The following is a 12,135-nucleotide window of genomic DNA, read 5'->3' as shown; positions in this document are numbered from 1 at the left end:
TAGGACCCGGCCACCAAAGCAGCATTCGGCTGGAGCGGCTCGATTCCTAAGATGACGGCACGGCCTCTGTAGAGAGGTCAGCGTGCAATCCAGAGGGCATAACAATGACAACAAAACGCAACGCCATCATCGCTACCGCTTTGCTGATGGGGCTGGCCGGCGCAGGCTCCGTATGGGCCCATGGCAACGTAGTGCCCCAGGCAGTGGAGACCAAGGGCCTGACCCCGATCAAGGATACCGGCGTCGCGTTGGACGGCGACGGCTGGGCTTCCGTGAACCCCTACCGCACCTCGCCCGAGCATGACCGGGCGTTGGAGATCGGCTCGTCGGCGTACAACCAGAACTGTGCGGCCTGCCACGGCCTGGAAGCCAAGTCCGGCGGGATCGCGCCCGACCTGCGCATGCTGGACGCCGCCGAAGCCGGTGACGAATGGTTCGTCGAACGGGTGCGCCATGGCGCGGTGCGCGACGGTCGGGTCTACATGCCGAAAATGGCCGATTACCTGAGCCAGGAAGCGCTCTGGGCGGTGCGCACCTACCTTGACAGCGTGCACGTCGAGGAGTGATCGCCATGCGCCTGTTCGCGTGGATAATCTGCAGCGTGCTGCTGTGTAGCCAGGCCGTGCAGGCGCAAGTGCGCAGCTACGACCAGATGATTGCCGCCGGTGAGTTGAAGGTGGCGGTCTACAAGGACTTCGCACCGTACAGCTTCGAAGCCGACGGCCAACCCAGGGGCGTCGATGTGGAACTGGCCCAGGCCCTGGCAAAGGCGCTGGGTGTGCGGCTGAAGCTGATCTGGGCGCCCCCCGGCGAGAAGCTTGACGACGACCTGCGCGATTACATCTGGCGCAGCAGTCCGCTGCACGGCCGTCAACTGGCCGACATGATGATGCGCGTGCCCTACGATCACGACTACGTGCAAAGACGCAACGACATCGGTGAGCTGGAAAATGCCCAGGTGGTGATGTTCGGGCCTTACCAGCAGGAGTGTTGGCAAGTGGCTTATGACCGCCGTCGATTGGATTCGGTGGGCAGCGTCGCGGTGTTCCAGCAGCATCCCATCGGGGTCGAAGTCGACAGCGTGCCGTCGTTCTACCTGACGTCGGTGTTCAACGGCATGCTCAGTGCCAGGACCCATCACTACCCCAGCGTCGGCCAGGCGTTCAAGGCCATGCAGGCGGGTGAGGTCGACGCTGTCATGGCCATGCGCGGCGAGGTCGACTGGCAGGTCCACGAGGCCGCCGATGCGCAACTGGCCTTGGCGGAAAACGCCTACCCGAACATGGGCAAGCAGCGCTGGGAAATCGGCATGGCGGTGCATGAAAGCAACCGGCAACTGGCCTATGCAGTGGAGGAAGCGCTGGAAGGCCTCATCCGCGACGGCAGCCTCAAGGCCGTCTATGCCCATTACGGCCTGCGTTACGACGTGCCGGAGATGTATCAATAGGAGCGCAGGGATGAAATGGCTCGCGTGTTGCCTGCTGGGATTCGGCTTGCCAATGATGACGCTGGCAGCGGTCGAGCCTGGAAAGGACCCGGTTCCGTCGGTGATGTGGGCGTTCTATCACAAGCAACTGCTGGGCGACGCACCGTTCGTGTTCGACGAGCGGGTCCGGCTGTTGGCGCCTCCCTTTGCCGAAGATGCCCGCCAGGTGCCGCTGGAAATCGATGCCCGCGCTTTTACCGGTGATGTGGTCCGGATGCTGGCCTGGGCAGAACTCAATCCGTTGCCCAGGATCGTCGATTTCCAGCCGGGGGAGCGAGTCCTGCCCTGGTTGTCGATCCGCATCCGCATCGAGCAAGCCACCCCATTGCGCGCCGCCGTACAGACCCGCGACGGCCTGTGGCACGTTGGTTCGACCCTGATCGACGCGGCCGGCGGTGGCTGTACCGCGCCCAGTGTGGTGCGCACCCAGCCGGGGTGGGAGGAACACCTGGGCGAAGTGCTCGGTGCCCGTTATCCCCGGGGCGACACCAGTCGCCTGCGCGTGCAAGTGGCTCATCCGATGGACAACGGCCTGGTCAGCGGCATTCCTGAGTTCTTCCTTAATCAGGCTCAATTGCTCGACGCCGACAACCGGGTGCTGGCGCGCCTGGAGCTGTTCCCGGCAGTCAGCGAAAACCCCAACCTGGGCTTCGACGTACAAGGCCCCGGGCAGACCCGCTTGATGTTGCGCGACAACAGCGGCAATCAATTCGAGGCGGCGATCCCCTGACCCCAAGGAGCGCGCCATGCGCTGGATGTTATTGCTCTGTTTGTGCCTGCCGGTGTGGGCCAGCGCGGCGGACTATTCGCTCAAGCCCCGGCAGATCGCCGAGGACACGTGGCTGCTGGAAGGCAGCACCGAGAATTTCGCCAAGGACAACGGTGGCAACATCGTCAACACCGGTTTCATCGTCACCGACGCCGGTGTGGTGGTGATCGACACCGGGCCGTCGAAGCGCTACGGGGAAGCCTTGCGCCAGGCCATCGCGGCGACCACGGACAAACCGGTGGTCCAGGTGCTGCTGACCCATCATCATCCGGATCATGTGTTGGGCAACCAGGCCTTCAGCGACGTACCTATCGGCGCGCTGGCAGGCACCACGGACCTGCTCCGCCAGCAAGGCGACGCCATGGCGGAAAACATGTACCGGTTGGTGGGCGACTGGATGCGTGGCACCGAGGTGGTGCTGCCGACCCAGGTGTTGGCTCCCGGTACGCTGAAGGTGGGCAATCATTCGCTGCGGCTACTGCAACTGGCTGGGCACACCGGGGCTGACCTGGCGATCCTGGACGAAACCACCGGCGTGCTGTTCGCCGGCGATCTGGTGTTCTACGAGCGGGCCCTGACCACGCCAAACAGCCCGGGACTGGAGGTGTGGCTCAAGGACCTGGACACCTTGCAGGCCTTGCCCTGGATGCTGATCGTTCCCGGCCATGGGCCGGTGGCGAGCGATGCCGGGCCCTTTGCGCAGATGCGCGACTACCTGGGCTGGCTCGATCAATTGATGCGCGACGGCGCCACCCGGGGCGACGACATGGCCGAGATGATCCGCAGCCCCATTCCCGAGCGCTTTGCCGGGATCAGTCTGAGCCGCTATGAGCTGATTCGCAGTGTCAGTCATCTTTATCCGCGGTATGAGCGGGTGGGGATGAAGCGGGTGGAAGTCCCTCTCTGTGGGAGCAAGGCTTGCCCGCGATGAAGACACCGCGGTCTATTTGAAACCGAGGCGTTTTCATCGCGAGCAAGCTTTGCTCCCACAGCAAACTCCCTCGCCACAAGGGATTGTGTGTGTCTCTTACATGTACCAAGGAACTAGAAAACTCAACACAGCGTGCAATTGTTGGCAGCGGCCCCGAGCCCAAGAATCTGTGGCAGACCGGGAAAATTTCCCGGGTATAACAATAACCGCAGAGGTAGCCGTCATGACTCATCCCGCACGTCGCCAACCCTTCGCCGTGAGCCTGCTGCTCAGTGCCATGCTGCTGTCGGGTTCGGCCCTGGCCGCCGTGACCGATCAGGAAATTCTCCAGGACCCGAAGAACCCGCAACAGATCGTCACCAATGGCCTGGGCGTCCAGGGCCAGCGCTACAGCCCACTCGATACCCTCAACGTCAACAACGTCAAGGACCTGCGGCCAGTCTGGGCGTTCTCCTTCGGCGGTGAAAAACAGCGCGGCCAGCAGGCCCAGCCGATGATCAAGGATGGGGTGATGTACCTCACCGGATCCTATTCGCGGGTGTTCGCGGTGGACGCCCGTACCGGCAAGAAGCTCTGGCAGTACGATGCGCGCCTGCCCGATGACATCCGTCCCTGCTGCGACGTGATCAACCGTGGCGTGGCGTTGTACGGCGACCTGGTGTTCTTCGGCACCCTCGATGCCAAGCTGGTCGCCTTGAACAAGGACACCGGCAAGGTGGTGTGGAGCAAGAAAGTCGCCGACCACAAGGAAGGCTACTCCATCAGCGCTGCCCCTATCGTCGTCAACGGCAAGCTGATCACTGGCGTGGCGGGCGGCGAGTTTGGCGTGGTGGGCCAGATCAGTGCCTTCGACCCGAAAAACGGTGAGCTGCTGTGGACTCGGCCGACCGTAGAAGGGCACATGGGCTACGTCTACAAGGACGGGAAGGCGGTCGAGAATGGCATTTCCGGCGGCGAGGCCGGTAAGACCTGGCCGGGAGACCTCTGGAAAACCGGCGGCGCTGCGCCCTGGCTCGGCGGCTACTACGATCCGGAAACCAACCTGCTGCTGTTCGGCACCGGCAACCCGGCCCCATGGAACTCCCACCTGCGTCCTGGCGACAACCTCTATTCCTCGTCGCGCCTGGCCCTGAATCCGGACGACGGCAGCATCAAGTGGCACTTCCAGAGCACGCCCCACGACGGTTGGGACTATGACGGCGTCAACGAGCTGATCTCCTTCAACTACAAGGAAGGCGGCAAGGACATCAAGGCTGCCGCCACCGCCGACCGTAACGGCTTCTTCTATGTGCTTGATCGCACCAACGGCAAGTTCATCCGTGGCTTCCCGTTCGTCGACAAGATCACCTGGGCCAGTGGCCTGGACAAGGACGGTCGGCCGATCTACAACGAGGCCAGCCGTCCGGGCGCGCCGGGCACTGAAGCCAAGGGCAGTTCGGTGTTCGTCGCCCCGGCGTTCCTCGGTGCGAAAAACTGGATGCCCATGGCCTACAACCAGGACACCGGGCTGTTCTACGTACCGTCCAACGAGTGGGGCATGGACATCTGGAACGAAGGCATCGCCTACAAGAAAGGCGCGGCGTTCCTCGGGGCCGGGTTCACCATCAAGCCGCTGAACGAGGACTACATCGGCGTGCTGCGGGCCATCGATCCGAAGACTGGCAAGGAAGTCTGGCGCCACAAGAACTACGCGCCGCTGTGGGGCGGGGTGCTGACCACCAAGGGCAACCTGGTATTCACCGGTACGCCTGAAGGCTTCCTCCAGGCCTTCAACGCCAAGACCGGGGAAAAGGTCTGGGAATTCCAGACCGGTTCCGGCGTGCTCGGCTCGCCGATTACCTGGGAAATGGATGGCGAGCAGTACGTCTCCGTGGTGTCCGGCTGGGGCGGCGCGGTGCCGCTGTGGGGCGGCGAAGTGGCCAAGCGGGTGAAGGACTTCAACCAGGGTGGGATGCTCTGGACCTTCAAGTTGCCGAAGGATCTGGTGGCCAAGCGTTGAGCTGATCTTACATCCACTGTAGATGCGCAACCTGTGGGAGCGAGCCTGCTCGCGATGGGGCCATGACATTCAACATCCAGGTTGATTGATCCGCCGCCATCGCGAGCAGGCTCGCTCCCACAAAAGCCAGACCCATTCAGAAATTGCGGAAAACCTACGACCAAATAACGAGAGCCCCTCCTGCCAACGACGCATTCGTCTGGCCGGCGGGGCTCTCTACCATCGGCCTATCGCCTGTCCCGTGACAGGCATCGACCAGGCAGAGGCCCATCATGATCTACGCACAACCCGGAACCCCAGGCGCCGTCGTTTCCTTCAAGCCGCGCTATGGCAACTTCATCGGTGGCGAATTCGTCGCGCCGGTGCATGGCGAATACTTCACCAACACTTCACCGGTCAACGGCCAGGTGATCGCCGAATTCCCGCGCTCCAGCGCCGCCGACATCGACAAGGCCCTGGATGCGGCCCATGCTGCTGCCGATGCCTGGGGCAAGACGTCGGTGCAGGACCGCTCCCTGGTGCTGCTGAAGATCGCCGACCGTATCGAGCAAAACCTGGAAATCCTCGCCGTCAGCGAAACCTGGGACAACGGCAAGGCAGTGCGCGAAACCCTCAATGCCGACGTACCGCTGGCGGCCGACCATTTCCGTTATTTCGCCGGTTGCATCCGTGCCCAGGAAGGCGGCGCGGCCGAGATCAACGAATTGACCACGGCCTACCATTTCCATGAACCGCTGGGCGTGGTCGGGCAGATCATCCCGTGGAACTTCCCGTTGCTGATGGCAGCCTGGAAACTCGCTCCGGCCCTGGCCGCCGGCAACTGCATCGTGCTCAAGCCGGCGGAACAGACGCCGCTGTCGATCATGGTCTTTGCCGAACTGATCGCCGACCTGCTGCCGGCCGGTGTATTGAACATCGTCCATGGTTTTGGTCGCGAAGCCGGCGAAGCCCTGGCGACCAGCAAGCGTATCGCCAAGATCGCCTTTACCGGCTCCACCCCGGTGGGTTCGCACATCATGAAGTGCGCCGCCGAGAACATTATCCCGTCCACCGTGGAGCTGGGCGGCAAGTCGCCGAACATCTTCTTCGAAGACATCATGCAGGCCGAGCCGGCGTTCATCGAGAAGGCGGCCGAAGGCCTGGTGCTGGCGTTTTTCAACCAGGGCGAAGTCTGCACCTGCCCGTCCCGCGCCCTGGTGCAGGAATCGATCTACGCGCCGTTCATGGCCGAAGTGATGAAGAAAATCGCCAAGATCAAGCGTGGCAATCCGCTGGATACCGACACCATGGTCGGCGCCCAGGCGTCCGAGCAGCAATACGACAAGATCCTTTCGTACCTGGACATCGCCCGCGAGGAGGGTGCCGAACTGCTGACCGGTGGCGCGGCCGAGCGTCTGGACGGTGACTTGTCGAGCGGTTATTACATCCAGCCGACCCTGCTCAAGGGCCACAACAAGATGCGCGTGTTCCAGGAAGAAATCTTCGGCCCGGTGGTGGGTGTAACCACCTTCAAGGACGAAGCCGAAGCCCTGGCGATCGCCAACGACAGCGAGTTCGGCCTCGGCGCCGGCCTGTGGACCCGCGACATCAACCGCGCCTACCGCATGGGCCGGGCGATCAAGGCCGGGCGCGTGTGGACCAACTGCTACCACCTGTACCCGGCCCACGCGGCGTTCGGTGGCTACAAGAAGTCTGGCGTGGGGCGTGAAACCCACAAGATGATGCTCGACCACTACCAGCAGACCAAGAACCTGCTGGTGAGCTATGACATCAATCCGTTGGGCTTTTTCTAACTTTCGGAAACAGCGCTGAACCCTGTGGGAGCGAGCCTGCTCGCGATGAGGCCGGATCAGTCGACGATTGTGTTGGCTGACCCGCCGCCATCGCGAGCAGGCTCGCTCCCACATTTGATGTGTAGGACCTGCTACCAACGCACCCCCTCCACCGCTTCGAAAGTAGCATTCGAACCCACGGCACCCCGTGCATTAATGACCTTGCCGGAATCGCCCGGTACAAGAAGAGGAAAGACCCATGTGGACTAAACCCGCGTACACCGACCTGCGTATCGGCTTCGAAGTGACGATGTACTTCGCCAATCGATAAGCGTCGGCCCGGCCTGAGGCGTTCAGGCCGGGCTACCCTTTGGTCTGATTGCATTAACGGCGGGATGCTTTAGGCTCTGGGTATCCAACACAATAAGAACAGGCTTACCAATGAGCCATGTACCCGAAAAGATGAGCCTCAGTCCGCTGCGCAAGTTCGTTTCTCCTGAAATCATGTTCGGTGCCGGTTGCCGGCACAATGTCGGTAATTACGCCCAGACCTTCGGCGCGCGAAAGGTGTTGGTGGTCACCGATCCAGGCGTCATCGCCGCCGGTTGGGTGGGTGATGTCGAGGCCAGCCTCCAGGCCCTGGGGATCGATTACTGCATCTACAGTGGCGTTTCGCCCAATCCCCGTGTCGAGGAAGTGATGCTCGGTGCCGAGCTGTACCGGGAAAACCACTGTGACGTCATCGTCGCTGTCGGTGGCGGCAGTCCCATGGACTGCGGCAAAGCCATCGGGATCGTGGTCGCCCATGGCCGCAACATTCTCGAATTCGAAGGCGTCGACACCCTGCACGTGCCCAGCCCACCGCTGATCCTGATCCCCACCACAGCCGGGACCTCGGCCGATGTTTCGCAGTTCGTGATCATCTCCAACCAGCAGGAGCGCATGAAGTTTTCCATCGTCAGCAAGGCCGCCGTGCCGGATGTCTCGCTGATCGACCCGGAAACCACCCTGAGCATGGACCCGTTTCTGTCGGCCTGTACCGGCATCGACGCGCTGGTGCATGCTATCGAGGCCTTCGTCTCCACCGGCCACGGCCCGCTCACCGACCCCCACGCGCTGGAGGCGATGCGGCTGATCAACAGCAACCTGGTGCAGATGATTGCCAACCCGGCGGATGTCGCCCTGCGGGAAAAGATCATGCTCGGCAGCATGCAGGCCGGGCTGGCGTTCTCCAATGCCATTCTCGGTGCCGTGCACGCCATGTCCCACAGCCTGGGGGGCTTCCTGGACCTGCCTCATGGGTTGTGCAACGCGGTGTTGGTGGAGCATGTGGTGGCGTTCAACTACAACTCGGCGCCGGACCGTTTCAAGGTGATCGCCGAAACGTTGGGGATCGACTGCCGTGGATTGAATCATCGGCAGATCCGCACGCGATTGGTGGAACACCTGATCGCGCTCAAGCGCACCATCGGTTTCCACGAAACACTGGGACTGCATGGCGTGAGCACTTCGGATATTCCTTTCCTGTCCCAGCACGCGATGCATGATCCGTGCATTCTCACCAACCCTCGGGAGTCGAGCCAGCGGGATGTCGAGGTCGTCTATGGCGAAGCCCTCTGACGAACAGCAAAAAGCCCTGGCCGGGCTGCTGGGGTTGGGCAACCATTCGACGCGCAAGAGCCATTATCCCGAACTGGCGGCGCGCCTCGAAGACCTGGAGCTGGCCCGCCAGCGCCTGCAACAACTCAACGATCAGTTGGAGCAGCGGGTGGCCGAACGCACCGATGAGCTATTGGAAGCCAATCACAACCTCCAGCAGCAGATCGCCCAGCGCAAGCTCGTCGAGCAGCAGTTGCGCGACGCCCGCGACGCCGCCCAGGCCGCCAACCGCAGCAAGGACAAGTACCTGGCCGCCGCCAGCCATGACCTGCTCCAGCCGCTCAACGCCGCGCGCCTGCTGATTGCCACGCTGCGCGAGCGCCAGTTGCCGAACCCCGAGCAGGTCCTGGTGGAACGCACTCACCAGGCCTTGGAGGGCGCGGAAGACCTGCTCACCGACCTGCTGGACATTTCCCGGCTGGACCAGGCTGCGGTTCGCCCGGACGTTGCGTCCTATCGGCTGGACGAGTTGCTGGCGCCGTTGGTTTCCGAGTTTCAATCGGTGGCGGGCGCCGCGGGACTGGCGCTGCGCGCGCGCTTCGGTGATGAAGTGGTCATGACCGACCTGCGTCTGCTGACGCGGATCTTGCGCAATCTGCTCAGCAACGCCTGCCGCTACACGGACCACGGCGGCATTCTCCTGGCCGCCAGGCGCCGGGGAGGGCGCCTGAGCCTGGAGGTCTGGGACACGGGACGCGGCATTGCCGCCGACTGCCTGGAATCGATTTTTCTCGAGTTCAACCAGCTGGACGTGGGCCGGGCGGCGGATCGCAAAGGCGTGGGGTTGGGATTGGCGATCGTCGAGCGCATCGCCCATATTCTCGGCTATCGGGTCCAGGTGCGTTCCCGGCCAGGACGCGGCTCGGTGTTCAGCATCGAAGTGCCGCTGTCGGATGAAAAACCGTTGCCGTTGTCCGAGACGCCCGTCCAGGCGATGACCGGCAACCCGTTGCCCGGACGCCGGCTGCTGGTGATCGACAATGAACTCAGCATCCTGCAAAGCATGGCCGCGTTGCTGGGGCAGTGGGGCTGCGACGTGCTGACCGCCACCGACGAAGCGGCTGCTATCGACGTGCTGCAAGGCCAAGCACCGGAACTGATCCTGGCGGATTTCCACCTGGATCACGGGGTGGTCGGCTGCGAAGTGGTCAAGCACCTGCGTGAGCATTTCCAGCAGACCATCCCGGCGGTGATCATCACCGCCGACCGCAGCGACCAGTGCCGTCGCGCCCTGCGCAAACTGAATGCGCCGCTGCTCAACAAACCGGTCAAGCCGGGCAAGTTGCGGGCGGTGTTGAGCCAGTTGCTGGGCTAGCCTCCACCGCAACCCCCTCTGTGGGAGCGAGCCTGCTCGCGATAGCGGTGGGTCAGCTTGCATTGATGTTGAATGTGCCGCCGTCATCGTCGGATCGCCGCCCGGAGCAGGCTCGCTCCCACAGGGTTTTGCAAGTAACCCTCAAATATTTTCGAGCTGAAGACCGCCATCAAAACGCCGCCATTTGGTCGGCGTTTTCGCCCCGAATGTAAAAAGAGGCTTCGGTCTGGTTATTTCATTATGTAAACTCCCCCCGCTGCGACAATCGGGCACGGCCACGCCAGCCCCGATCAAGACCGTTTTGCAGTGTCCCTCACCCAGCTGAAGCCAAGACCTACAAGAAGTCAGTGCCGGAGAGACATAAACCGAGGCCGCTGTATTGCGCGGCCCTGTAGGTCCATCCTCCAGTCCATTCGAACCCGTCACGCTGGCGTTGCCGGCCATAGGCGTGGTCTATCCTTGAACAGACCGGAGGGCGGAATGGCGTTCCATCCTAGGGATACACACATGTTGAAGAAAACACACACGGCGCTACTGGGCCTGGCGATGGCGATGGGTCTTGCGACCACGCACGCCGCCGAGGCAAAAAAAGTGGACGTCCTGCTCATCGGTGGGGGCATCATGAGCTCGACACTCGGCGTCTGGCTCAATGAGCTGGAGCCGGGCTGGACCATGGAAATGGTCGAGCGCCTGGACGGTGTTGCCGAAGAAAGTTCGAATGGCTGGAACAATGCCGGTACCGGTCACTCCGCGCTGGCCGAGCTGAACTACACGCCGGAAGACAAGGACGGCAAGGTCGAGATCGCCAAGGCCATCGAGATCAACGAAGCCTTCCAGATCTCCCGTCAGTTCTGGTCCTGGCAGGTCAAGAACGGCGTGCTGAAGAACCCGCGCTCGTTCATCAACTCCACGCCGCACATGAGCTTCCTGTGGGGCGACGACAACATTGCTTTCCTGAAGAAGCGCTACGAAGCCCTTCAGGCCAGCCCGTTGTTCGCCGGTATGCAGTACTCCGAAGACCCCGCGCAGATCAGCAAGTGGGTTCCGCTGATGATGCAAGGGCGTGATCCGAGCCAGAAAGTCGCAGCCACCTGGAGTCCACTGGGTACCGACGTGAACTTCGGCGAAATCACCCGCCAGTTTGCCGCCTATCTGCAAACCAAGCCGAACTTCTCGCTGAAACTGTCCAGCGAAGTGGAAGACATCACCCGCAATGAAGACGGCACCTGGCGCGTTTCCTACAAGAACTTGAAGGACGGTACCGAAACCGAGACCGACGCCAAGTTCGTGTTCATCGGCGCCGGCGGCGGTGCTCTGCATCTGCTGCAGAAGTCCGATATTCCGGAAGCCCGCGAATACGCTGGCTTCCCGGTGGGTGGTTCGTTCCTGGTGACCGAGAACCCGACCGTCGCCCAACTGCACCTGGCGAAGGCCTACGGCAAGGCTTCGGTTGGCGCGCCACCGATGTCGGTTCCGCACCTGGACACCCGCGTGCTCGATGGCAAGCGTGTGATCCTGTTTGGCCCGTTCGCGACGTTTTCCACCAAGTTCCTGAAGAACGGTTCGTACTTCGACCTGCTGACCAGCACCACGACCCACAACGTCTGGCCGATGACCAAGGTCGGTATCGAACAGTACCCACTGGTCGAATACCTGGCCGGCCAGCTTATGCTGTCGGACGAAGACCGTTTCAATGCACTGAAGGAATACTTCCCGGAAGCCAAGCAGGAAGACTGGCGCCTGTGGCAGGCCGGCCAGCGCGTGCAGATCATCAAGCGTGACGAAGAGAAGGGCGGCGTGCTGAAACTCGGTACTGAAGTGGTTGCCTCCCAGGACGGCAGCATCGCCGGCCTGCTGGGTGCCTCGCCAGGTGCTTCGACCGCCGCACCGATCATGCTGAGCGTGCTGGAGAAGGTCTTCAAGGACAAGGTCGCCAGCCCGGCCTGGCAGGAGAAGCTGCACCAGATCGTGCCAAGCTACGGCACCAAGCTCAACGACAGCCCTGAGCGCGTGGCTCAGGAATGGGCTTACACCAGCGAGGTCCTGCAACTGGATCCGCCACCGGCGATCGGCAAGCCAGGTACCCCGGCGGCACCGGCCAAGCCGGCAGCCAAAAACGACGGCAACCCAGCGGCCGACATGGCGCTGTAAACCGGACATTGTCTGGTGCTGTACAAGAACGCCGCTCATTGAGCGGCGTTTTT

10 protein-coding genes are annotated in these 12,135 nt (G+C 62.4%); all 10 read left to right on the top strand.

All coding sequences use genetic code 11. The features are described from left to right. The first annotated feature begins 104 nt into the window (after positions 1–104). Positions 105–566: a cytochrome c-550 PedF gene (pedF, locus tag FGE05_RS07485; RefSeq protein ID WP_139643242.1), complete on the top strand. Its 462-nt coding sequence runs from the start codon at positions 105–107 to the stop codon at positions 564–566. 5 nt (positions 567–571) lie between these two features. Next, positions 572–1,447, top strand: a complete 876-nt coding sequence (locus tag FGE05_RS07480) for an ABC transporter substrate-binding protein (protein ID WP_139643239.1) — start codon at positions 572–574, stop codon at positions 1,445–1,447. Positions 1,448–1,457: 10 nt separating this feature from the next. Then, positions 1,458–2,216, top strand: a complete 759-nt coding sequence (locus FGE05_RS07475) for a quinoprotein dehydrogenase-associated SoxYZ-like carrier (RefSeq protein WP_139643236.1) — start codon at positions 1,458–1,460, stop codon at positions 2,214–2,216. A 16-nt stretch (positions 2,217–2,232) separates the two neighbouring features. Then, complete coding sequence (locus FGE05_RS07470) at positions 2,233–3,186, top strand: quinoprotein relay system zinc metallohydrolase 1 (RefSeq protein WP_139643234.1); 954 nt, start codon at positions 2,233–2,235, stop codon at positions 3,184–3,186. 223 nt (positions 3,187–3,409) lie between these two features. Then, a complete protein-coding gene (locus FGE05_RS07465; RefSeq protein WP_139643231.1) occupies positions 3,410–5,185 on the top strand; it encodes a PQQ-dependent methanol/ethanol family dehydrogenase in 1,776 nt (591 codons plus the stop codon). Between the two features lie 272 nt (positions 5,186–5,457). Further along, on the top strand, positions 5,458–6,978 hold the full coding sequence (locus FGE05_RS07460) for an aldehyde dehydrogenase family protein (RefSeq protein ID WP_139643228.1): 1,521 nt from the start codon (positions 5,458–5,460) through the stop codon (positions 6,976–6,978). A 238-nt stretch (positions 6,979–7,216) separates the two neighbouring features. Further along, complete coding sequence (gene pqqA / locus FGE05_RS07455) at positions 7,217–7,288, top strand: pyrroloquinoline quinone precursor peptide PqqA (RefSeq protein ID WP_003243383.1); 72 nt, start codon at positions 7,217–7,219, stop codon at positions 7,286–7,288. 131 nt (positions 7,289–7,419) lie between these two features. Next, on the top strand, positions 7,420–8,577 hold the full coding sequence (ercA, locus tag FGE05_RS07450) for an alcohol dehydrogenase-like regulatory protein ErcA (protein WP_139643671.1): 1,158 nt from the start codon (positions 7,420–7,422) through the stop codon (positions 8,575–8,577). Further along, positions 8,561–9,931, top strand: a complete 1,371-nt coding sequence (locus FGE05_RS07445) for a hybrid sensor histidine kinase/response regulator (protein WP_139643226.1) — start codon at positions 8,561–8,563, stop codon at positions 9,929–9,931. The genes ercA and FGE05_RS07445 overlap by 17 nt, the downstream gene beginning before the upstream one ends. Before the next feature lie 507 nt (positions 9,932–10,438). Beyond that, entirely contained in the window at positions 10,439–12,082 is a 1,644-nt protein-coding gene (gene mqo / locus FGE05_RS07440; protein WP_139643224.1) for a malate dehydrogenase (quinone), read from the top strand. Positions 12,083–12,135: the final 53 nt, after the last annotated feature.

Source organism: Pseudomonas sp. ICMP22404 (genome assembly GCF_006227205.1).
In the GTDB taxonomy this organism is placed as follows: domain Bacteria; phylum Pseudomonadota; class Gammaproteobacteria; order Pseudomonadales; family Pseudomonadaceae; genus Aquipseudomonas.
The sequence above is the reverse complement of the archived record's forward strand: the minus strand, read 5'-3'. Positions and strand labels throughout refer to the sequence as shown.

What these genes read in the sequence shown, in the direction of transcription:
- FGE05_RS07470 (WP_139643234.1), top strand. Translation starts at nt 2,233, where the DNA reads ATGCGCTGGATGTTATTGCTCTGTTTGTGCCTGCCGGTGTGGGCCAGC.
- FGE05_RS07475 (WP_139643236.1), top strand. Translation starts at nt 1,458, where the DNA reads ATGAAATGGCTCGCGTGTTGCCTGCTGGGATTCGGCTTGCCAATGATG.
- FGE05_RS07480 (WP_139643239.1), top strand. Translation starts at nt 572, where the DNA reads ATGCGCCTGTTCGCGTGGATAATCTGCAGCGTGCTGCTGTGTAGCCAG.
- pedF (WP_139643242.1), top strand. Translation starts at nt 105, where the DNA reads ATGACAACAAAACGCAACGCCATCATCGCTACCGCTTTGCTGATGGGG.
- ercA (WP_139643671.1), top strand. Translation starts at nt 7,420, where the DNA reads ATGAGCCTCAGTCCGCTGCGCAAGTTCGTTTCTCCTGAAATCATGTTC.
- FGE05_RS07465 (WP_139643231.1), top strand. Translation starts at nt 3,410, where the DNA reads ATGACTCATCCCGCACGTCGCCAACCCTTCGCCGTGAGCCTGCTGCTC.
- FGE05_RS07460 (WP_139643228.1), top strand. Translation starts at nt 5,458, where the DNA reads ATGATCTACGCACAACCCGGAACCCCAGGCGCCGTCGTTTCCTTCAAG.
- mqo (WP_139643224.1), top strand. Translation starts at nt 10,439, where the DNA reads ATGTTGAAGAAAACACACACGGCGCTACTGGGCCTGGCGATGGCGATG.
- FGE05_RS07445 (WP_139643226.1), top strand. Translation starts at nt 8,561, where the DNA reads ATGGCGAAGCCCTCTGACGAACAGCAAAAAGCCCTGGCCGGGCTGCTG.